We start from the raw sequence: 21430 nt of genomic DNA, 5'->3' as shown, positions 1-21430 counted from the left end.
GTCATACTTGCTTTTTCACGCGATTGACGTTACAAAAGACGACGGCTTCTTATTAATTTTTGACGAAATAAATGATAGTTACATGCGTTTGTTTGTTATCCTTTGATTATCATTTGTCTTTTTTCATTGAATCCCTATCAGTTAACTGATTTGTTTGCTACCGGAACACGTCTAACCTTTATTGTCAAACAACGCATCGCGATTCTATCGCTACAACTGACGATGACTTTCTTCTACAGTATCGGCCTCTTCATCACGCTTCCACCGCTCTCCCACATACAGCTATTACAAGTGATTGGCTTACTGTTCAATCAATCGCTTTGTTTAGGGATTATGGGTGCCTTGACGTTGCTGATCAAAGAAACAAAACTGCTCACAGTTTCCGCGCTACTCTTAACGATTGGGCTCTTGCTATGTAACTTTTTTTTTGCGGATGGCACATCTGCCCTCATTACTTTTTTTTGGATTTAAACCGACTTCTTTAGCGATTATCAGTAACGGCCTGTTAACGCTTAGTCTGGAATTATTACTATTGTGGCTGCTCACTTGGCTCATGTTAAGAAAGGATTTTATCAATGGCACACTTACTTCGCTGTGAACTTACTTATTTCATCAAGCTAATGCAGCGTCCACTACTGTTGTTCTTGCTTACACTTATTGCGTTAGTTGCTTTTTTTTGCAATCGGCTCATCACACGACAGCTTAATTGTGGCTGCTTTTGACGGTATTAGGCAGCCCGGATCTCAAAGAGGCTTTACTTTCCCGATTTTTTGGTTGAGTTATTATATCGCCCCACTCTTTTTTTAGCGGGTTATTGTCAACGGTTCATTTTTCATCGCTTGCCTTTTTTGTTGTTACAACAGTTTCGCCGACAAACGATCGTGTTCATTCACCTGTTTATTCAGGCGCTCTTTATATCCGTCTACACTTTTTTTTAGTTTAACGCTATTAGTTCTTTTAAGTGATGAAACATTGCCTACACATTTAATAGGACAAGTCAGTCTGCAGCAGCCGCTCATTCTGTTCACGCTACTATTTGTTTCACAAACCTTACTATTGTGCCTGTTACAGCACATACATTTATGTTTTTCACTCAAATTAACCCCGCTGCTATCACTACTTAGCTGCCTCATTTTACTTACAACCACAATAAAAAAATATTTTTTTGTAACCCATTCAATTTCTCAATGTTGAGTCGTTGGCAAGACGCGACCCTTGCTCAAGTCAGCAGTTGGCTACTACTTTACGGTGTTGTCTTAATCTGCGGCATTCACTTTTTCTTACGACAATATTTTTATCTAAAGGAGTCCAAATCATGACAACTTACCTTTCTGTTAATCACGTCTCAAAAAAAATCAACGGTTACACGGTACTCGATGATATAACTTTCTCACTCGATGCTGGTAAAATTTATGGATTTAACGGTATTAATGGCTCAGGCAAAACAATGTTATTGCGAGCTATTCTAGCCCTCATAAAAACGACTGGTTCGATTACACTTAAACAACAACCCGTTACGTTAAACCAACCTTTTCCTGTGAAAGTAGGGGCATTGCTAGAGCACCCGAGTGTCATTAGCGAATTCTCAGCCGTTAAAAACCTGCAATTAATTGCCCATCTCCAGACCAACACCACTCAAAAAGATATTGAGGATGCTTTACTCCTCGTCGGTTTAGATCCTTCTGATCGACGCAAGGTCAAAAAAATACTCGCTCGGAATGAAACAAAAACTAGGACTCGCCCAAGCCTTTTTAGGTAATAATGAACCGCTCGTCTTAGATGAACCGACCAATGCCCTCGATGCTAACAGCATCGCTCGCCTTAAAACAACCTTGAAAAAAGTTAGCAGCCAACGGCACAACCATTTTACTAACATGCCATGATACTAGTTTTATCGAAGAAGTAGCTGACGAACACTTTACAATGGAAGGCGGTCGCTTGCTATGACCCTTACAAAAAAAACGGATTTCACTAATTATAATCGCTATTCTTGTGATTTGTGGTAGTTATCGCTATTACAGTCTGAATCGCATAGTCAATGCACAGCAACTACAGACACGGTCTTTTGAATTAAATGAACATGTGAGTACCCCTAACTTTAATATCACAGCAACAAAAACAACAGCCTGCTACCAAGGAGATGAAGATGTCTATCGGATTGAAGTATCGCTCAAAATCCACAAAACCGATCCTCAAGCAACCAGTCTATCTGTTTTACCATTTTTATGGCTAACACCGCACTATCAGGGACTTAACCAATCCGTTACCTTTCAAACAACTGACGGTGTAGTCATAAACAACGAGTATTGGCAACAACATGATGATGTGGATGGAATCGTTACCTTTTCGCTACCTAGAGAACGCATTGTTGGCAGTAAACAAGCTGTTTCTTTTGAAGTTCTATTCAAGTAGCATCAGCAATACTACAAAGACAGCCTACAGCTTCCTAAAACACTGTTTCAAACACATTAAAAGCGTCACATCAGACAGTATTGATGTGACGCTCTTTTATTACTGTGTTGAATACGAAAAACAGCTAATCCACCATCGATAAGAGTAAAGTCATAGCAATCGATAACTTACTGACCCTTATTTTTCATGTCACAAGCTAATAAACTAAGGAGCATTTGTGCAATCCCGTCTTCATTGTTCGATTTGGTCACAGTTGTCGCGATTTCTTTCAATTCTGCCACTGCGTTCCCCATTGCCACACCCGTTCCAACGTATGTGAGCATGCTGACATCGTTCAAACCATCACCAAAGGCGACCATTTGGGCCGGGGTAATCCCACGCGGTTCAAGCACTGCGGCAAGCGCAGCCGCCTTATCGATATGTTGCGCGGTGAACTCAAAATAAAACGGCGCGGTAAACATCGCATTTAAGCTTTCTTTGAACGGAGCATAGATAGCCTCATGATGTGCAAGTAAATAGGCTTGTTCGGCAGCCACCACAATTTTATTAAGGTCAAAGTCGAGCATTACAGCTAAATCAGGCGCCTCACATAAGCGATAATCGCCACTGCGGGCTTCATGCTCGAATACGTTATAAGTCGTTCCTTCATGCTGAATCGCTTGATTATACACATCATTGACATAGATGTAATCGCCGCGTTCAATCATTACTTTGACATCGAATTGTTTCAAGTGCTCCAATACGGCTTTTGCGGTTGGCACCGCGATGGTCTCATCAAACAAGACCGCTTTGGTCGCATAATCGGTCACCTTTGACCCATTGTAAGACACCAATAAACCATCATAACGGTCCATTTGGAGTTCTGCCGCATAGGCAAACATTGCTTTGGTCGGTCGGCCCGATGCCAGTACAAGTTGCATGCCTTGCTGTTGGGCGGCGATAAGACTTTTGCGTGTCTCCTCACTGATTTGTTGCTGTTCATTAAGTAAGGTTCCATCCATATCTAAAATAATTGCTGCTAATGTCATCTATTCATGCTCCTTTCTCTGATGCTTTTATTATATCATGAAGCGCTTACAACCCTCTCTTAGAAAACACCTACAGTTATGCATTAAAATGCGGATACCTCTGCTTTTATGCTGAAAAGAGAACGACTTGTGTCTCACAAACCTTTCCCTCTATTTTTTACGATGGATTTGTCACTCGATAATAGTTCAACCACTCGTGGATGAGTGGCAATAACAAGAGGAGGATAATCGTAATGACAATTCATTTTGTTTCCACGCATAGGCATACGACAACACCAAATAGACAAACACCATTTTGATAAATTTCGGTAGTTGATCATAAAATAACATTGCTGTTCCTTCCTTTATAGACGCGAGTCCGTCCAATAAGAGCCATCCTTGACTCGTAAATAGCCATGTTCTGTCTTCAAGTTAGAAGATGGCTTGTTTTTCATATCAGCTTTAGCTCCCCCGTAAGCAGAATAAGTCGCTGTTTGCTGTTTTCGACCAACATCTTGCCATACTAATTTATGACCCCCATTTGATATTAAAATAACTTTATAGATGCGATTTATTTGCGACTTTCCGCCTTAAATTGAATGGTTCGACTACCTGAAGTTTCTCCTGATATTTTCACCAATAACCCATTTATAGCCTGAACCACTCGACCAGTTGCTGTTTGTGAAATGCAATACTGACTGTTATCAAACGCACTTGGATCATTGACCATCTGTCTGTTATTATGAGTTTCATTTGCCTGGCTAACGATATTTACTGACATTAAAGGCACTATCATGAAAAGCACCAATAGATTCCGGGAGTTCTTCATTTAAGCTGCTCCTTACCGTTTTGAACACCCGTATCATATTATGCTGTTTGTCTTTAGAAACAGAGATGCCACTCATCCTTTATTATTTTCAGAGTAAAAAACAGCCCCTTAAGGGACTGTCCAGATTGTACACAAAGACTGAAAGAATTCTTTTCATTTTTCTTCTGAGCTGTTTGCTTCTAACCGGTTGCTTTCACTTTTATTCCTCCAGTTACATCAACCAGAAGCTTTCAACTTTCAGATAAATGGCAGCGACGGGAAATAGTCGCTTTCTTTTATCTTCCAAGCTGTTTGCCTCTAACCGGTTGCTTTCACTTTTATTCCTCCAGTTACATCAACCAGAAGCTTTCAACTTTCAGATAAATGGCAGCGACGGGAAATAGTCGCTTTCTTTTATCTTCCAAGCTGTTTGCTTCTAACCGGTTGCTTTCACTTTTATTCCTACACTTCAATATCCGCAGAATACACATAATGCAATTCATCGTTAGCATCTTGCAACACTAAGACACCATCATCGGTAATGCCTTTAAATTCGCCCTCTAAAACGCCTTTAAGCGAGCGCGCTTTAATGTGTTTATTAAATTGCAAGGCGTGTTCCTCCCAATTGCGTTTAATCGGGGCAAAGCCTTCGGTTAAATATTGTTGATAAAAAGCTTCGAATTTTGTTAGAATCGCTTGAATCAAGGCGCTTCGTTGCAACGTTTCACCACTCGCAAGTCGTAAACTCGTTGCGATGGTTTTAATTTCAGGTGCAAAGTCCGCTTGATTAACGTTAATGCCCATCCCAATAATAACAGCTTTAACTTCTTCGGGATCGCTCACTAGTTCGGTCAAAACACCACATACTTTTTTACCATCAATAAAAATATCGTTCGGCCATTTAATCTGAGCATCGATACCGACCACTTCTTTAATGGCAGCCACAATCGACACGGATGCTAGAAACGTTAATTGTGGAAACTGCTGCATCGATAACTGTGGTTTTAAGATTAAACTCATCGCGATGTTGTCGCCAGGTTGTGAAAGCCACACGCGTGAGAGCCGTCCGCGACCGGCGGTTTGAAAATTGGTCACGACTAATGTGCCTTCTGGTGTGCCTTGATGCAACAATTGTTGCGCGATTAATTGTGTCGAGCTCGTCTCAGGATGATAGACGATTTTTTGACCAATAACGGTTGTTTTTAGCCCTAAATACAGTTCGTTTTCGGAAATTTGATCGGTGTTTTGCTCAAGTCGATAGCCCTTATTGCGGACCGCTTCAACTAAAAAACCTTCTTCTTTTAAGGCGTTCATATGTTTCCAAACTGCTGTACGCGAACAGTTTAAATGATCGGCAATCGTTTGTCCCGATACAAACGCTGTTTCGGTTGCCGAAAAAAGTTCAAGCAAGGCTTTACGAATATCTGTTTTCATCTAATACCCACCCCTTAATTGCCGCTGTGTCATTGCTTAACTCCCCTTGCACAACCGCCTCTTCAATTTGTCGTAGGGCATTTGCTAACCAAGCACCGGGTTTTTTATCCAACCATGCCATAAGGTCATGCCCACTCACTTTCAATTCAGCACGGCTGTGCATTGGTAGCGCCTCATATTGGGCAAACACAGCTGCGGTATCCGTTGCAATCTGTTGTGCCGCTTTCAGATGTTCAACTAGTTTGATGGTTGCTTCGCCAGCATCATACAAGGTTAAGTCAGACCAACTACTTATTTCTTCGTAATAACGTAACGCTTTTGCCACGGTCGTCATTGTCTCATTCGAAGCCTTCCATTGCTTTAAAAAGGGCTTGGCCTCTGTCGGACAAACAACCGCACATAAAAGTGTCCACGCCTCTAACGGTGTGCGCTGCTCTGACCAACTGCAGTTGAGCAATTGCGCTAAGGTCGCTGCACTTGAAGTCATACCCGGAAGATAGGTAAATAAGCCGGTCTCCTTAATTAAGGCTAAGCCTTTAATGACATCCGCACCAGTTAATAGCTTGGTCATTTCAATGTAGCAACGCTCAACCGCGATATGCGAAAGTAACGCTTTATTGGCGGTAATGGCGGCCTTCGTTGCTTCATCGAGCGTGAAACCCAATTGACTAACAAACCGCAGGGCCCGCATCATCCGCAAAGCATCTTCTGAAAAACGCTCATCCGCAATGCCAACCGCCTCGATATGACCTGCTTTAATTGCTGCTTGGCCGTGATAAGGGTCATGCATGACACCAAATTGGTCCATCGCAATCGCATTCATCGTAAAGTCGCGTCGTTTCAAATCTTCGACAAGTGAACGTACAAACGTTACTTCGTCAGGGCGACGAAAATCTTGGTAGGTCGATTCTGTTCGAAACGTCGTGATTTCATAACCTTCTTTAGCTAACATTACCGTCACCGTTCCGTGTTGAATCCCCGTATCAATCGTATGTTTAAACAGCTGCTTCACTTCATCCGGAAACGCTGAGGTAGCGATATCGACATCGGCAATCTCACGGTTCAAGAGGAAGTCGCGGACAGAACCACCCACAAAGTATGCTTCAAATCCCGCTGCTGTTAATGTTTCTAGGAGCGGTAACGCCTCCAAAAATTTACCTGTTAACATCTTCTCACAACCTAATCTAAAATATTATCTAATCCGTAAACTAATCCTGGATGAACCGTCACATAATCAACTCCTAGTTTAACCCCTGACATGAACGATGCACGATCATAAGAGTCATGACGAATCGTTAAGCCTTGACCCGATGCACCAAACAATACTTCTTGATGAGCGATTAAACCGGGTAAACGCACACTATGAATGCGCAAGCCTTCATAGTTGGCACCACGTGCACCTGGCATTGTTTCCGTTTCATCGGGATGTCCTTGCTCGTGCGCCGGGCGTACTTCAGCAATCATTTCAGCTGTTTTAACAGCTGTTCCTGATGGTGCATCTAATTTACGGTCATGGTGTAGTTCAGTAATTTCAACATCAGGGAAATATTTCGCTGCCATTTGCGCAAATTTCATCATTAAGACAGCGCCAACTGCAAAGTTCGGTGCAATTAAGCCGCCGGTTTCATTTGCCAGGGCTAACGCTTGTAATTCTTCAATTTGAGCTGGCGTAAAACCAGTCGTGCCCACAACAGGTGCCACCCGGTGAGATAATGCCAGTTTCGTATGTTTGTATCCGACTTCTGGGGTCGTCAATTCAATCAACACATCGAACTGTTCTTTTGCAAACAACGTTTCAATCTCATGATAAACAGGCACATCGGTTTCTGCATACGCATTAATTTCATTAAGGTTTTGATGTTTGGCCGAATGACCTAACACCGCAACAAGTTCGTACGCCTCATCATTTAAGACAAGTTTAACCGCTTCTGATCCCATTCGTCCTGTGTAACCTGTCACTGCAATTTTAATCATTTTGCTTCATCCTTTCGTTCCCACCGGTCTTTGTCGCGGTTTTTAAATTTATGCATCACGTGATCGTGTGCGTCTTGTAAATCAATCTCAAGAGCATTGGCCATGCAGATGACTGTAAACAATAAGTCACCTAGTTCTTCTTGGACTGTTACTTCCGTCTCAGTCGTTTTCTTTTGTTTTTCACCATGATAGTGGTTGATTTCACGCGCTAATTCCCCCGTTTCTTCGGTGATACGTGCCATCATTGCCAACGGTGAAAAATAACCGGTTTTAAATTGACTAATATGATCATCGACTTCTGTTTGCATCGTTCGCATTGTTTTATCTGTCATAAGCGCTCCTCGACTTGCCTTATTTGAGCAACAGCTTGAACGCACGTTCAGCAATGCTATTGCTTGTGTCTTTATTATATCATTTAAGTTTCACAGTTAACAACTTGATTTGCATGCGGTTGACATCTATACTAAACGTAACTGAATGGAGGAATGAAAATGAAAAAATGTCTCTTTATCCAAACCGGTTTTGGTGTCGATGTTCATGGCCAAGATGTTACGAAAGCAGCTGTACGTGCCGTTAACCATGCCATCTACCACAATTCAATGTCAGGCATTAAGGATTTATTGCCTGGGAAAGACTTAAATAATATGTGTGTCACTGTCAAACTCGCGATTCCAACAGATGTGTCTGAGCTAGATGTTAATGCGGTAAAAGCCCGTATTCCGTTCGGCACAGTTACTGTTGAAACTCAACGTGGCGGAATGGTTACGACTCATGGCATCGTTATCCCTGAAAAAGGTGACAAAAACGATTTGATGTACATCGTGAATGCGAGTGTTGAGGCAGGTTATTAATTGATGTGAAACATAGGTATGACAATATTTATCGCTATCTTTACACATTTCATAATTATTTAGAAACATATAAAAGCATGCTAATCTATGGGAGCTTTTTTAAAATAATATCATTGGACAGTCTGTTTAAGTGGCTTAGACTGAAGATACACGTGGTTCTATTTGTTGAAAACTTTTGCTTGATTGCACTTGAGAGCTTATTTCGTAGCCAGAGTTACTTCAGTTGTTTTCAAAAAAAGAAGGTTAATTCGCTTTTGTCTACTCTCTAAACCACCTTGTTAAGCTGGCTTTTTTTGCATGCCGAATTGTACTATGAGTGCACCACAATAAAGTAAAAAAGGACTCATTCAATATGAGCCTGTCTAATTAAAGTTCCTAGACAATAATTAAATGCTCTCTTCCTATTTCACCCTTTCAGAGCAGCCTAAAGTGCTGCAATTAATATGATATCGAGCATCCTCATATTACTTTCTAAAGCTTTTACTTAATATCACTATTTAATGTTGGCTTTTAGTCTTCTCTATCTGCTATGTTACACTATACCAAGAAAAGAGGTGTTATCATGGTCCATTGGTACGCATCAGGTGCAGAACGAGCAACTGAAGCTGAACTTCTCATTACAAAACTAATTGCCTCATTAGATTTTCAAACTGCACAGCCGTTAATAACCGTTCTCGAAAGTGGTCGGAATGAACTCACACAGCCGACACAATCACTGACTCTTATTTTAAGTCGACTGCAGTTAAGCATCGCGCAGTGTTTATTAAAGCATCCGCTCGTGTTAGATCCTTCGACACAAGTACTTTTCACAGAACTAACAGCCCTATCAGCCATCCGCTATGGTGGCTAATCCCACTATACAGCGACAGCACACAACCGACCATCGTTGTGTGCTGCTTTTTATTCATATCAACGTTTCTCTGCTTGTTGCTTCATTAATGCCACTCCAAAACACACGACAATTGCTCCGACGACAACACTTAGTTCCAACCAAGTGGTTGTTGGGAAACGCCCCAGCTCATAACCAATCCCCATCTGTATTTCAAAATCATTGCGCTGAGCCACAGTTTCATTAATAAAACTGTTATTCACCTCGTCAGTCATCAACACGCGCCGGTAGAGGGCTGCCACATAAGAGGTTGGAAAACATTTAATGACTGTTTGCGCTACGGTTGGCAAGGAACCAAGTGGCACATAGACACCTGCTATAAAACCCGACAACGTTCCCACCATCGTCGCAATCGAATTAAACACATTGTAAGAACGCACGCTATTCACAATCACTAAATTCAAACTGGCCCCACTTAGAACGGACAGTAAGCTCAGTCCGAGCAACTGCATAACGAGCAACATGGTGATGCTAAAACCATTGACGAAGGAGAGATAGGCCAAACCTAACACGAGTACAAACACCGTACAAAGAAAGCCAATCACAACAGCGGTACTAATATAACTCAACAGCACCCACCGCTGTTTGAGCGGTGACACGCTAAAATCTTTGATGATACCGGTCGCACGATCATTAATCATTTGCTCATAGGCACTTAAGGTCGTCGAAACGCCAGTAATAGCAAGCATTCCCGCTAAAATCCAACAATCGAGTAATTCGCCCGCTGCTGGCACTGTTGCCCAATTAACGCGCATTGTTTCACGCAAAAAAATGACGTAAAGTAGCAATACCACAAAGACACCGAGCATTGCAAAAAACAAAGCTGAACGGTCGCGGAAGAACAGCAGTAGATTCCGCCTAATTAAAGGATTAGCCATCATCTAACCTCCTGAGGTAGACATCTTCAAGACTGCCTTCCTTCACTTCAAACCGGCTGATGTCTGTTTGATAGCGTTGTAATAACGCCACGCATTGTGCGACTGATGTTAGCACGATTAAAAGATGCTGATTTTCCCATTCACACGGTCGTCCTGCCGCACGTTCAATCGTGATAATCCGTTGCAAATTGCCTTTATAAATGAGCATACGCGTTTGGGTGTAGTGTTGCTTCAAGCCACTAGGTGTACCCTCACGTACAATTTGACCTTGGTCGATTATATAAATATAATTCGCCTGTTCGGCTTCTTCCAAATAATGGGTCGTCAAAACAATCGTTAACTGTTCACACCGCTGTTTTGCTTTAATGATTGACCACAATTGTCGACGTGTTTGCGCATCTAAGCCAGTTGTAGGTTCATCTAAAAATAATACCTCTGGTTGCGGCAGTAAGGCTCTAGCAATATCAGCACGGCGACGCTGCCCCCCTGACAAAGCACCAACACACCGATTGGCAATCCCACCAATGTTTAACGCGGTCATACTTCGCTCTACAGCCACTTCATCGCCTTGATAGAGACGATTGCGTATCTGTAAGTTTTCATAGACGCTGAGACGCTCATCAAGAACGCTTTGTTGAAAGACAACCCCAATTTTAGCGCGGACACGAGTTGTTGCAGTCGTCAAATCGTCACCCGCCAAGCTAATTTGGCCTGAAGTCGGCGTTGTTAAAGTACATAACAGACTAATTAAAGTCGATTTTCCCGCACCATTAGCTCCCAAAATGGCAACCATTGTCCCTTTATTAACTGTGAGCGACACTGCTTTTAGTGCACAGTGTGTCCCATAAAACTTGCTGACGTTTTTCACTGCTACATAGGTCATTTACCATCCCCCTATCGCACTTTTTTTCAGCATATCAAATTAAGCGGTCGCCTATCAAACATTCGTCTGTTCTAAATTGACACTAATGCTACTCCCTGTCATACTAGCTATAACTAATCAGAGGAGATGACTACGAATGATAACTAAAACTCTACCCTATCTCTTAACGTTTGGCGCCGCTATTTTCGCTCTCTTCGTTTTACAACTTTCGGCTCGTGACACTTTTATTTTCATGTTAATGTCGCTCCTAATTGTTTCTAGCAGTGCTTTTTTGGCTAACAAAAAAACAGCGCCGCTTGGCGTACTATTCACCAAGTCGCTGCTCTTCAGTATAATCGCCACTATCTATTTCAGCTGCCTTACGGACTATTCAGCATTCACCATACTGTTGATTGGTGTGGTTATTTTCGTTATTAGTTTTATTCAAGTTGGTATTAATCGTGACCTCTCTAGCGACCAAACAAAATAAGACGGCACCTACTATTCTCGAAGCAGCGATTGCAGTTTGATTTTTTCATCCATCCGATAAAGCCAGTCAATCGTTACAATCCCTTGAAAATCAATTCGCTGCTGTTCAAATTCATCCGGCAATTGATAGTTCGTAATCACCCAGTCAGCCTGTTCCAGTTGCAAGTTAGGCTCTATCACGCGTTGAATCTCGATGCGGTCGCCAAAAAACATCTGTAAAACATTCGTTAATGCCTTAATAATTTCTTCCCGTTCAAATAAATAAACCGCTACAATCGGCCGCTTTAAAATATACTTCGCTAAGTTTATTTCGGCATTCATCGTATAAATCATTTCACGATGAAACGACTGCTTACGGGCAATTGTCGAAAATTTCAGTTCATTCTCTTTGAAAATCGCATCGAGTTCCATAAAAAACAGGTGATAATACTCATGCTGACTTTTGAATATTAACGCAGAGGTGTTAAAAAGAAAGAAGGTAACATCAGGTTCATATTGAAAGTTAACGGTTAAATCTTTAATCATTCGTTGCTTCAGTTGGTCTGAAACAGTTAATTTTGTGAAGTTTTGTAAGACAACCTCAACGAATCGACTGGTTTTTTGTTGAATCTCATAATGCAACACTGTTTGGCGACAATAACGGGCTAAATAATACCGATGCAATAATTGATTGGCTACAGTGAGCGTAAACGGCAATTGAAAGGCTTTCATCATCGTTTCCTGCCAAGTTGAAAACGCTTCTGTTTCGACGTGTTTTACTGCCGAGTAATAATTGGGGAGATTATGGTCGAAATGTCCTTTTTTAGTCCGATAAATTGAGGCTAACACGTAAAAATACGACTGTGTCATTTCGTAATGATCGCTGTGTTCGAGCTGAAACTGACTGCTAATAAAGGCCATATAAGCTTGATAGACTTCATCTTTGCGGATTTCGCGGGTGTATATTTGATTGAATTGTAGTTCATATAACATGTAATGCGTAAACAAGCGAATATTTGTTTCGTTTCCTGTCAGTGATAATACGTTTAACTTTGTTTTGATTGACATGCGCAACTGCCGTTTTAAAAAGTACGCATTCCATTTATCCACTAGACCTCTAAGCTTCGATTCTGATACATAGAGATCGAGCGCCAAACTGGTAATGCACGGTTCCTTTTTAAGGATTTCATACAACATTTTGACTGAAATTGAATCGTTAAGATAGACCGAGTAAAAATAATGAAAATTGACGCCTTTGCTCCGATCAAACAACAATCCCTTTGTTCGATGCACTTGAATAACAGCTAGATGCTCATTGATTTGGGCAATGTCTTTAATTAAGGTTTTCTTTGAACATCCTAACAAACAAGCGACTTTCTGTATTTCAAGATAATGATGGGTGCTATACAACTCACTAATAAGTGTTAATTTCCGACTGATATCATTTTCGAGCACTGTTTCCATCTAACAACCTCCTATCCACTCACAGTTAACGAGCTCCTATTTCCTCATTAAAAAAGCAATTGCATAACTGCACAATCACTTTTTCAACCTCATTTCGGTTAACAACTGTTAGTCATCTATTCGTTTCAGTTGAAACATAGTCCTAGTATAACCGCCTTTCCCTCTATATTTCTTGCGTTTTTTTTCTTCAAAAGCAACCTGTTTTGGAAAAAAAAAAATTATCCTTCTCTTTGAATTGCGAGAACGGATAACTTTTAATTATTCGTGTATTAACCGGAGGTAACGCTCAACCGGATACTGGGCTAAATCGATTTTGACTGAACGATTGAGTACTAAGTCGACTAATACCTTGCCGACATAAGGACCCACAGTTAAGCCAGAGGCGCCTAGACCATTGGCAACATAGGCATTATCAGCGAAGGGGACTTGACCAAGCACCGGCGTATAATCCGCTGTATAAGCCCGGGTTCCTGTGCGGACACCGATAATTTCAGCGGTTTCCCATCCGGGAGCAAACCGTAAACTTTCATTGGCAATTGCGGTCAATTCACCGATAGTTGGGGCGAGATTAAACCCTTTGTTTTTTTCATGTGAGGCACCAATGACAACATGATCAGCAAATGGGACAAAACTAAAGGCTGAAGCTGGCATAATTACCGGCCAGTCGCTGCTATTTTGGATTGTTTTCAAATGGAGCAACTGCCCCTTTTGGGTCGTAATATCACAATAAACCGCTTCATCAAACATTTCACCGAGCCATGCTCCCGTGGCTAACAGCACTTTATCCGCTGCGATTTCAAGTCCTTCAACCAAGACAGTGAGGCGGTTGTCTTTACGCGCCAGACGAGCTGTTGCTGTTATAAAATCGACACCGTTGTGAACGGCGACTTCTTTTAAAGCTGCCACCAGTTTACTGCCATCCACACGTGCGCCACCGGAGACATGTAAACCGCTTAGTCCTTCTGCGATAAAGGGAAACTGTTGTTGAATCGCTGCCGCTGATAAGACGGTTAAGTCACCAATTTCAGGGGCTTCAACAAGACGTTCCTCAATAATCCCCGCTAACTCGTTAATTTTTGCTAGTGAATCGCGTAAAATTAACGCTCCCTTTTGTTCGTAGCCAGGATTCACCGTGGCTTCCGCTGTTAACTGTGGCATCAACTCGCGATAAAAACGGGCCCCTTCTACTGCCAATCGGTACCAGGTTTTATTACGACGTTTCGATACCCAAGGACACACAATCCCTGATGCGGCGGCGGAGGCTTGCCCCGCTCCTTCACGGTCTATCACCGTCACTTGTATGTCTTGTTCTTTTGATAAGAGGTAAGCCGCTGTCATGCCGACAATACCGCCTCCAACAATCGTAATCTTCATCTGTTTCGCTCCCTTGTCGATAAAATCCACCTTTAGTATACCATTAGTGATTGATTACGACCTCAGCAAACGATATTATTCATGCATTCGTCATAATTCACCACCCGTTTCCCATTACATCCTTCGTATCAAACACAAGACAAAAGGCTGTTTCATCCCGCTGTTTAATTGTTCGTTTTACCGCTTTGATTTTTCTCGGTGGACAGGTACTAATTAACAAGCCATTCGCATTGTTTGAATAGGCCCCATAACTATCCACTCGTGTCACACCTAAATTGTGATGCACAATTAACTGCCTCGCGATTTCTTTTGGTTCATTTGCAATTATAAAGAGTGTCTTCGCTGATTGCCCCCCTGTTTGAATTAAATCGACCATTTTTCCAATAATAACCAATGAAATGACTGAATACATTCCCGTGCTTAAGTCAAAGAAAATAAACGAGGATAATAAAACAAGACCATCGATCAGCCACACCGCGGTTCCCAACGGCATATGAAAGTAATTGTGCACAATTTGTTGAATAATCGCTGTTCCGCCAGTTGAACTCCCTCCTTTGAAAACAAGGCCAATCCCAGCTCCGGTAATAACTGCACCAAATAAGGCTGCCAACATGGCATTATCTTTGTATATCGGCATATCTGCTATTAACCAAAGGAAGAATGGTAATAAAAAAGCACAGACAATCGTATTGAGGGTGTATTTCTTCCCTAAAAATAAGAAACTCACCAGTAACAAGGGAAAGTTTGAGACAAACAGCGTCAAATCAGGTGAAATATTAAAGAGACGGAAAAATAAAATACTTATCCCATTCATCCCACCTGCAATGATGTTAAATGGTAGAAAAAACACGTGAATTCCGATAGCGATACAGAGCGTCCCAACAAGCATTAGCAATGCATTTATGGCTGTTTTTTTTTGTAAAAAAAATGTTTCATTCTTATTCTCCTCTCATCTCTAAAACGACAAAAACGGTGGAAGTCACTTCCAACCGTTTAATCGTCTTATTACAGTTGCTCACCATTTGATGTCACGACTTGACGGTACCAATCAAAACTGTCTTTTTTGATTCGTTTTTTTGAACCGTTACCATAATCGTCAATATCGACATAGATAAAGCCATAGCGTTTACTCATTTCTGACGATGAACAACTTACAATATCGATTGGTCCCCATGGATAATAACCAATCAGCTCAACACCATCATGAATGGCCTCTTTCATTTGTTCGATGTGTTGTTTTAAATAATCCACACGATAGGGATCGTGAATTTTATTATCTGATGTCAATTCATCAAATGCTCCCATGCCATTTTCAGTAATCATCATTGGTTTTTGATAGCGCTCATATAAAACATTAAGTGTAATTCGTAAGCCGATTGGATCGACTGACCAACCCCAATCGCTTTCAGTTAAGTTATCATTTTTCAAAAAGCGTTTTGTGTCATTTGCCTTGCCTTTTTCATAAACTGCTTCATTTGTCATCGCTGTGTAGTAGTACGAAAAAGTTAAGAAATCGGCAGTGTTTTTAAGCATTTCTTCGTCACCTTCAGCAAAAGTAATATTAATCTGTTCATCTTCAAAGTAGCGGAAAGCATAACCAGGATAAGCGCCCCGCATTAACACATCGGAGAAGAACAGTTCCATTTGATTGAACTTCATTGCTGCCAATTGATCAGCTGGTTTTGCTGTTTCAGCATACGCCAATTCACCTAACAACATCATACCGATTTCAAAGTTTGGATTAATCTCTTTTGCCCGTTTCGTTGCTTGAGCACATGCGACTAACTCATGATGCACGCCTTGGTACTTCGCTTCTTTTAAATTCTCAACTTTATCAGCTGGAATACCTAAATGATTAAATGATTCATGGACAATAAGATTAATTTGATTGACTAAAATCCAATATTTCACCTTATCTTGATAGCGTTTGAATAAGACTTCTGCATAATTAGTAAAGAAGTCGATTGTTTTACGATTATACCACCCGTTATATTTAACCGCTAAGTTCAACGGCATTTCATAATGTGAAATCGTCACAAGTGGCTCCATCCCAAGACGAATCATTTCATCGAGTAAATCATCATAGAATTGCAAACCTAATTCATTCGGTTGTTGATCATCACCATTAGGAAAAATACGTGCCCAGCTAATTGAAATACGGAATGAGTTGATGCCTAAGTCAGCTAGCATTTGTAAATCTTCTTTGTAGGTATGATAAAAATCAATACCATGACGTTTTGGATAGTAATTGACCTTGTCTTCAATTGCTTTTTGAATGGCATCGGTTGTAATTTCTTTATTTGATTTTTTCTTAATATCTTCTGTATTATCGTATGGATAAATATCTTGGACACACATTTTACGACCATCTTCTAAATAAGCCCCTTCTGCTTGGTTAGCGGCAATTGCGCCACCCCATAAAAAATCGTTTGGAAATACTGTTGGATTTTTTTTCATTTAAAATCACTCGCTCTCTAATTTTTTTTGGATTAAGGTTGTAATTACTGTCATAAAACCCTCGTAATGCGTTTGTTCCACAATCGCCCTCACAGCGATTGGATCCGATGCTATTTCAATAATCAGCTGTAAAAAATCATTAAACCGATCAGAATCATCTTGTGAAATCGCCATAAATAACACGAGGTCGACTTGGTGAACATCCCAAATAATGGGGGCCTTATTGTATAGGACTGCAAAAATTGATTGTTTAGCCGTGCGATATAACGAATGTGGCATCGCAACTGTATTAAAGGAGGTCGAAGACATTTTTTCACGTTCGAGTACGGATTCGTAATAACTTGACGTGATAATTTTTGCATCGACTAATTCATGCCCTAAAAAAGCGATATAGTCCTCTTTACTCTCTTTGATTACATCGTAATAAAAAAAGTTTTCATCGAAATAGTCATGTGCCATTCGTTGATAATACTTAACATCTTTTGCTAATTTTATTTTAGCAATACTGCGCTCAACCTTTTTAATATCTGACATATTGAAAAAGGGTGTTAACATGATAACTTCTTGTTCGGATGTGCCTATGTATGAGATGGTCGAAATGACAATATCTGCCTCGATTTCTTTTGTACTATCAGGGTAGGTTGTTATTATCTCTTTAATATTAATTTGGTCTTGAAAATAATGTTCTAAGTTTTGTACAATACGTTGTTCCATCTCATTATACGCGGGTGAGACAATCGCGACAGATACGAGATTATTAGACGATTCTTCTTCTAAAAAGATACCGATATGTAAGGCTAGATAGGCCACTTCATCATCAGGCACAGCAATACCTATCTCTGCTTCGATAATGTTAGCAACAAATAATCCCAGATCATACATCATTAAATTTTGTTTTTTCAAAATTTCAACCATTGGATTATTATTAAAGATGCCTTTTTTTCGACGCACAACTAAGTTATTTAAATGTATCGAGAAGCGACGTATAAAGGCATGGTTATCAAAGTCGAGGAAGTAGGTTTGGTTTATTTGTGCAACAATCTCGTTTGTGAGTTTAATCATAGCCGCGTCGACAACATCCCCTTCGTTGGATGTCGTGTTACCGATTAATAAAATACGCAACGCTTCGACTTCTTCAATTGTCACTTGAAAGTCATGTTGAATTGCAAGCGCATTAAAAATAGCCTGTGATACGAGATACTCTGCTGATTCACTATGACGATTAACACTTTCATTACTTTCAATATACTTCCGTTGTTTCAAGCGCATGATAGCAACAACCAAGTGTAAAATAACATTGCTCAAGGCGAACTCGTTCATTTTCAACTGTGCGCTATTGATGTTTTTTTCCACAATCGCTCGTAGTTGTGTTACTTCATATTCTTTTAAAACATCTTGGTTCGTATAAAATGCGGTCATTTGATCTTGTGTTTCTGCCGAAAAAATTTGTCGAATGAGCGTGCGTTTTTGTTGTTCTGACCCAAGTAATTGATAATGTCCTGCTTTTTTGACTAATTGCAAATTATGCGTTTTAAAATAATCACTCAAACGTCGTAAATCTTTTTGTAATGTTGTTTCAGATACTTCTAGTTCAGCTAATAAGGCATCTGTCGTCACAGGTTCACTTTCTTTAAGCAATAGACCACTTAAGTAATTGATACGGCCATTGACTGTCTGCATGCGGCTATCCTCATACAAATAGAGACATTTTTCATAGAGTGTTTTATCAAGATAGTAACCTTTAGTGCTCGCTTGTATAACTTCTTCACCTAGTTTTTGATTGATTTGTTTTACATAGTTACGAATCGTTCGATCCGATACCTTCAGCCTCTCAGCCAAAACACGGCAGATGCAGGGCTTTTTTTTATCTTTTAAGACGTTTAAAAGTTTGACTTCTTTCATCCATGTTCTCCTTTAAGGTTAATAACCTTACGCTATTTCATTTATCTTTTGTTCCAATCGTTCGAGTAATGGAATTAATTTTTTGGTGATATTGTATTCACTTTGTACTGTCATTAATGTATCCTGCGCATGGGCAAATAACATTGAATAGTAATACGCTTCTTCCTTCGCTTCTTTTTGCACTTGAACTGTTTGAATTTTATGTGATTTATTTATATTTTCTTTAGCTTCTTTAATTAGTTCAGCCGCGGTATTATAAGCACCAGTCATTGCTTGATCGAGCGCCTCATTAACTTTTTCGCGCGCATCACCAGCATGTAAAATCATTAACATTGATTGTTCGTTAAACTGTTCTTTCATCTCTTCTGTAATCATAAGTAACCTCCGTTAGTTTAGTTGATTAATCCTGCGTATCTGCTTCGACTTTAAGCTGCTGTGCATCGTACATCTTGAATAACGGGAACCAGACAAGTAATGACACGCCCATGAAGATAAAACAGGCAACAATCGCTTTCCAGTCGCCACCTGTGGCAAAGAAACTCTGTAGTGGATACGGTAAATACCAAAGCATAAAGGAATCACTCGGAATATTAACAAAGCCCCAATACATTGAGAGATAAGCAAGTGCTGGTAAGAGCAAGCCATTAATCCACATCCCTACCATAAAGAACGGATTGAAGGCAATTGGTGCGCCAAAGATGACCGGTTCATTGATGTTAAAGAGTGAAGGAATAAGTGTCGCTCGACCAATTGCTTTTAAGCGCATTGATTTTGCCATGAACGCCATCAATAGCACAAGTGTTAATGTCGCACCTAAGCCTCCGATTAAAAATAGACCGTAGACAGTCTCATTTGTTGCAATATTAACCGCTTCACCACCAGCTGCAACAAGCGCATGATTATCTGCAATTGCTTGCATATAGACCGGATAGGCAATCGGTGTTAAAATCCAGGGACTGATACCAAAAGAGTATAAGAATGCTTGGATGAAGTTAATCAGCACAAAGCCTCCGAATGTTTGGATGATACCAGATAGCGGCTGAAACGCACTTAAAATCACATTGTAAATATCGAGATTAAAATAATCGGTACAAATCAAGCCGAATCCAAGCATTAATGTGATGGGAATCAATGAGTCAAACCACACAATTACAAAATCGGGAATCCCTGAATCCTGTTTGAAAAATGAAAATTTTGAAAACAAGCGCATCACGACACCAACAAAGATACCAACAATCATCGCCATGATTAAACCGGTTGCGCCAAAGCGAGCTTGTTCAAAACTTATGGTGCCCGTATCTGTTATTTTAGGACCGATGCTGATTAAAAATAACGATAATGATGTCACACCTGCCAACAGTTTTTTATCACCTAAATTGCTTTTTTCCATAATGTTGTAAGCGATTAAAAAGGCAACACCAATGCCGACGATTCCAAAAGAAAAATCAGACATTTTACCAAGATTCACTAAATCCGGTTTTATCTCATTAATGAGCGATAAAATTGTTACGATTGAACTGACTAAAATAAGTGGCAAAATCGTCATTATTGCATCTTGAATCGACGACACAATAAAGTTTTTACTCACTTTATTCGCGATTGGTGCAAACTTTGTATTCATGAATTCAAAGAGCTTATTCATCATACGCCTCCTTCAATTACTTATAGTGTTTTTATAAGTTCCAACGCTTTTTTGCCATCTAACATACCATAGATACTTTGAGGCATAACCTCTACTTTAATTGGCAGATCGCCGATTTGTTTCATAATTTCAGCCTTGATATAAGCAAGATGTGGCCCGATTAATAAAATATCGATTTCACTTAAGTACTCATTTAGCTGCGCTTCACTGCGGGCTTCACATTTCAGCTCATACCCTTCTTTCTTTGCTGCCTTTCGAATTGCTTGTGCCATAAAACCGCTCGATGCTCCTGCACCACAAATTAGTAATACACGTTCCATTTCAATCTCCCCTTTATTAGTTTGTCTTTGTTGATAACCTTAGTATATTTTCAATTGCCTATCCATACAAATGCATTATTTCCGCCTACTTAGGAAATTAGCTATTATTTTCTTATGCTATTGGCGTGTAACGAATGAACACTCCCTTTTTGAAAGGGTATTCAAGTAATGTATTCTCAATTATAGGTGTAAAATTGGCTATTCTCCATCTTATGCTTGATTAAATTCACAAACAGGTGGACTAGCGACACTAAATCGTCAAACAAGAACGCTTTGTTTGATGGCTATTTAAAAGCATCTCTTGCTGAATTAAGTTCATCTGAATTCAACAAGAAATGCTTTATTATTTACCTATTTTATTTTTCTTTAAGCTGTTAGATTTTCAATTGCCCATTAGCAATTGCTGACATCACGATGATAACTAAACCTAATATGATGATACATAAACCAATGAGGGAAAGTGGTTTGTTCTTCGATTTATAATACCCTCCCAGTCTCCAACTCCATTTTGCGGTAATTAATTGAATAAATAATCCGATTCCAAAAATAATTGCACCAACTAAAATCATTTTATTCATCACGCTATCCCCTCCATCTGCTATATAATCTTATCTTCTATTTAATAAGACTACTAAGTGAAAAAATATTTTATTATTTGACTTGTATCCTCTCTGAAATCGTCCAACCG

Annotated in this window: 22 protein-coding genes and 1 pseudogene; 6 read left to right on the top strand and 17 right to left on the bottom strand. The window is 40.1% G+C overall.

Annotated features, from left to right (window positions below):
• Positions 1–126: 126 nt before the first annotated feature.
• From BCAMP_RS08675 to BCAMP_RS08665, 3 genes and pseudogenes are all read left to right on the top strand, one after another.
• The gene (locus tag BCAMP_RS08675) at positions 127–471 is read left to right on the top strand and encodes a hypothetical protein (RefSeq protein ID WP_156921198.1); all 345 of its coding nucleotides are present in this window, start codon (positions 127–129) and stop codon (positions 469–471) included.
• 844 nt (positions 472–1315) lie between these two features.
• Positions 1316–1883 (top strand): annotated as a pseudogene (locus BCAMP_RS08670) (ATP-binding cassette domain-containing protein).
• A 109-nt stretch (positions 1884–1992) separates the two neighbouring features.
• Entirely contained in the window at positions 1993–2412 is a 420-nt protein-coding gene (locus BCAMP_RS08665; protein WP_035315021.1) for a hypothetical protein, read from the top strand.
• 167 nt (positions 2413–2579) lie between these two features.
• Here BCAMP_RS08665 and BCAMP_RS08660 read toward each other — a convergent pair whose 3' ends face one another.
• From BCAMP_RS08660 to BCAMP_RS08635, 6 genes are all read right to left on the bottom strand, one after another.
• Positions 2580–3440 carry a Cof-type HAD-IIB family hydrolase gene (locus tag BCAMP_RS08660; protein WP_035315020.1) on the bottom strand — a complete coding sequence of 287 codons (861 nt, stop codon included), beginning with the start codon at positions 3438–3440 and terminating at the stop codon, positions 2580–2582.
• A 550-nt stretch (positions 3441–3990) separates the two neighbouring features.
• Complete coding sequence (locus BCAMP_RS08655) at positions 3991–4248, bottom strand: hypothetical protein (protein ID WP_035315019.1); 258 nt, start codon at positions 4246–4248, stop codon at positions 3991–3993.
• A 441-nt stretch (positions 4249–4689) separates the two neighbouring features.
• Entirely contained in the window at positions 4690–5661 is a 972-nt protein-coding gene (locus BCAMP_RS08650) for a biotin--[acetyl-CoA-carboxylase] ligase (protein ID WP_035315018.1), read from the bottom strand.
• The gene (locus BCAMP_RS08645; protein WP_035315017.1) at positions 5642–6829 is read right to left on the bottom strand and encodes a CCA tRNA nucleotidyltransferase; all 1188 of its coding nucleotides are present in this window, start codon (positions 6827–6829) and stop codon (positions 5642–5644) included. Before BCAMP_RS08645 ends, BCAMP_RS08650 begins: the two co-directional genes overlap by 20 nt.
• 11 nt (positions 6830–6840) lie before the next feature.
• Entirely contained in the window at positions 6841–7635 is a 795-nt protein-coding gene (dapB, locus tag BCAMP_RS08640; RefSeq protein WP_035315016.1) for a 4-hydroxy-tetrahydrodipicolinate reductase, read from the bottom strand.
• Positions 7632–7967, bottom strand: a complete 336-nt coding sequence (locus tag BCAMP_RS08635) for a nucleotide pyrophosphohydrolase (RefSeq protein WP_035315015.1) — start codon at positions 7965–7967, stop codon at positions 7632–7634. The genes dapB and BCAMP_RS08635 overlap by 4 nt, the downstream gene beginning before the upstream one ends.
• A 159-nt stretch (positions 7968–8126) precedes the next feature.
• Here BCAMP_RS08635 and BCAMP_RS08630 point away from each other — a divergent pair, with 159 nt between their 5' ends.
• Entirely contained in the window at positions 8127–8486 is a 360-nt protein-coding gene (locus BCAMP_RS08630) for a Lin0512 family protein (RefSeq protein WP_035315014.1), read from the top strand.
• Between the two features lie 562 nt (positions 8487–9048).
• Positions 9049–9336, top strand: a complete 288-nt coding sequence (locus BCAMP_RS08625) for a hypothetical protein (protein ID WP_035315013.1) — start codon at positions 9049–9051, stop codon at positions 9334–9336.
• A 59-nt stretch (positions 9337–9395) separates the two neighbouring features.
• Here the strand turns inward: BCAMP_RS08625 and BCAMP_RS08620 are convergent, their stop codons facing one another.
• Positions 9396–10256 carry an ABC transporter permease gene (locus BCAMP_RS08620; protein WP_084038725.1) on the bottom strand — a complete coding sequence of 287 codons (861 nt, stop codon included), beginning with the start codon at positions 10254–10256 and terminating at the stop codon, positions 9396–9398.
• Positions 10246–11136 (bottom strand): ABC transporter ATP-binding protein, encoded by an 891-nt coding sequence (locus BCAMP_RS08615; protein WP_035315012.1) that lies wholly within the window; start codon positions 11134–11136, stop codon positions 10246–10248. The genes BCAMP_RS08620 and BCAMP_RS08615 overlap by 11 nt, the downstream gene beginning before the upstream one ends.
• A 136-nt stretch (positions 11137–11272) precedes the next feature.
• On the opposite strand from BCAMP_RS08615, the gene BCAMP_RS08610 reads away from it, so the two are divergent.
• On the top strand, positions 11273–11605 hold the full coding sequence (locus BCAMP_RS08610) for a hypothetical protein (protein WP_035315011.1): 333 nt from the start codon (positions 11273–11275) through the stop codon (positions 11603–11605).
• Positions 11606–11616: 11 nt separating this feature from the next.
• Here the strand turns inward: BCAMP_RS08610 and BCAMP_RS08605 are convergent, their stop codons facing one another.
• The 9 genes from BCAMP_RS08605 to BCAMP_RS08565 form a co-directional block, all read right to left on the bottom strand.
• Complete coding sequence (locus BCAMP_RS08605) at positions 11617–13047, bottom strand: helix-turn-helix domain-containing protein (protein WP_035315010.1); 1431 nt, start codon at positions 13045–13047, stop codon at positions 11617–11619.
• Positions 13048–13305: 258 nt separating this feature from the next.
• Positions 13306–14421 carry an NAD(P)/FAD-dependent oxidoreductase gene (locus tag BCAMP_RS08600; protein ID WP_035315009.1) on the bottom strand — a complete coding sequence of 372 codons (1116 nt, stop codon included), beginning with the start codon at positions 14419–14421 and terminating at the stop codon, positions 13306–13308.
• Between the two features lie 97 nt (positions 14422–14518).
• Positions 14519–15310, bottom strand: a complete 792-nt coding sequence (locus BCAMP_RS08595; protein ID WP_084038723.1) for a YitT family protein — start codon at positions 15308–15310, stop codon at positions 14519–14521.
• Positions 15311–15426: 116 nt separating this feature from the next.
• Positions 15427–16878 carry a glycoside hydrolase family 1 protein gene (locus tag BCAMP_RS08590; protein WP_035315008.1) on the bottom strand — a complete coding sequence of 484 codons (1452 nt, stop codon included), beginning with the start codon at positions 16876–16878 and terminating at the stop codon, positions 15427–15429.
• Between the two features lie 6 nt (positions 16879–16884).
• Positions 16885–18780, bottom strand: coding sequence for a BglG family transcription antiterminator (locus BCAMP_RS08585; RefSeq protein WP_035315007.1), 1896 nt, complete (start codon positions 18778–18780; stop codon positions 16885–16887).
• 27 nt (positions 18781–18807) lie between these two features.
• Positions 18808–19155 carry a PTS lactose/cellobiose transporter subunit IIA gene (locus tag BCAMP_RS08580; protein WP_035315006.1) on the bottom strand — a complete coding sequence of 116 codons (348 nt, stop codon included), beginning with the start codon at positions 19153–19155 and terminating at the stop codon, positions 18808–18810.
• Between the two features lie 25 nt (positions 19156–19180).
• Positions 19181–20425, bottom strand: a complete 1245-nt coding sequence (locus tag BCAMP_RS08575; RefSeq protein WP_198015755.1) for a PTS sugar transporter subunit IIC — start codon at positions 20423–20425, stop codon at positions 19181–19183.
• A gap of 17 nt (positions 20426–20442) precedes the next feature.
• Positions 20443–20742 (bottom strand): PTS sugar transporter subunit IIB, encoded by a 300-nt coding sequence (locus BCAMP_RS08570; RefSeq protein WP_035315004.1) that lies wholly within the window; start codon positions 20740–20742, stop codon positions 20443–20445.
• A gap of 374 nt (positions 20743–21116) precedes the next feature.
• Positions 21117–21323, bottom strand: coding sequence for a hypothetical protein (locus tag BCAMP_RS08565; protein ID WP_156921197.1), 207 nt, complete (start codon positions 21321–21323; stop codon positions 21117–21119).
• Between the last annotated feature and the right edge of the window lie 107 nt (positions 21324–21430).

The organism is Brochothrix campestris FSL F6-1037 (assembly GCF_000525915.1).
Taxonomy (GTDB): domain Bacteria; phylum Bacillota; class Bacilli; order Lactobacillales; family Listeriaceae; genus Brochothrix; species Brochothrix campestris.
This window is presented reverse-complemented; position numbering and strand designations above follow the sequence as displayed.

Excerpts from the sequence above, each read along its gene's own strand:
- BCAMP_RS08660 (WP_035315020.1), bottom strand. The coding sequence starts at position 3,440 with ATGACATTAGCAGCAATTATTTTAGATATGGATGGAACCTTACTTAAT.
- BCAMP_RS08655 (WP_035315019.1), bottom strand. The coding sequence starts at position 4,248 with ATGAAGAACTCCCGGAATCTATTGGTGCTTTTCATGATAGTGCCTTTA.
- BCAMP_RS08650 (WP_035315018.1), bottom strand. The coding sequence starts at position 5,661 with ATGAAAACAGATATTCGTAAAGCCTTGCTTGAACTTTTTTCGGCAACC.
- BCAMP_RS08645 (WP_035315017.1), bottom strand. The coding sequence starts at position 6,829 with ATGTTAACAGGTAAATTTTTGGAGGCGTTACCGCTCCTAGAAACATTA.
- dapB (WP_035315016.1), bottom strand. The coding sequence starts at position 7,635 with ATGATTAAAATTGCAGTGACAGGTTACACAGGACGAATGGGATCAGAA.
- BCAMP_RS08635 (WP_035315015.1), bottom strand. The coding sequence starts at position 7,967 with ATGACAGATAAAACAATGCGAACGATGCAAACAGAAGTCGATGATCAT.
- BCAMP_RS08630 (WP_035315014.1), top strand. The coding sequence starts at position 8,127 with ATGAAAAAATGTCTCTTTATCCAAACCGGTTTTGGTGTCGATGTTCAT.
- BCAMP_RS08625 (WP_035315013.1), top strand. The coding sequence starts at position 9,049 with ATGGTCCATTGGTACGCATCAGGTGCAGAACGAGCAACTGAAGCTGAA.
- BCAMP_RS08620 (WP_084038725.1), bottom strand. The coding sequence starts at position 10,256 with ATGATGGCTAATCCTTTAATTAGGCGGAATCTACTGCTGTTCTTCCGC.
- BCAMP_RS08615 (WP_035315012.1), bottom strand. The coding sequence starts at position 11,136 with ATGACCTATGTAGCAGTGAAAAACGTCAGCAAGTTTTATGGGACACAC.
- BCAMP_RS08610 (WP_035315011.1), top strand. The coding sequence starts at position 11,273 with ATGATAACTAAAACTCTACCCTATCTCTTAACGTTTGGCGCCGCTATT.
- BCAMP_RS08605 (WP_035315010.1), bottom strand. The coding sequence starts at position 13,047 with ATGGAAACAGTGCTCGAAAATGATATCAGTCGGAAATTAACACTTATT.
- BCAMP_RS08600 (WP_035315009.1), bottom strand. The coding sequence starts at position 14,421 with ATGAAGATTACGATTGTTGGAGGCGGTATTGTCGGCATGACAGCGGCT.
- BCAMP_RS08595 (WP_084038723.1), bottom strand. The coding sequence starts at position 15,310 with ATGCTTGTTGGGACGCTCTGTATCGCTATCGGAATTCACGTGTTTTTT.
- BCAMP_RS08590 (WP_035315008.1), bottom strand. The coding sequence starts at position 16,878 with ATGAAAAAAAATCCAACAGTATTTCCAAACGATTTTTTATGGGGTGGC.
- BCAMP_RS08585 (WP_035315007.1), bottom strand. The coding sequence starts at position 18,780 with ATGAAAGAAGTCAAACTTTTAAACGTCTTAAAAGATAAAAAAAAGCCC.
- BCAMP_RS08580 (WP_035315006.1), bottom strand. The coding sequence starts at position 19,155 with ATGATTACAGAAGAGATGAAAGAACAGTTTAACGAACAATCAATGTTA.
- BCAMP_RS08575 (WP_198015755.1), bottom strand. The coding sequence starts at position 20,425 with ATGATGAATAAGCTCTTTGAATTCATGAATACAAAGTTTGCACCAATC.
- BCAMP_RS08570 (WP_035315004.1), bottom strand. The coding sequence starts at position 20,742 with ATGGAACGTGTATTACTAATTTGTGGTGCAGGAGCATCGAGCGGTTTT.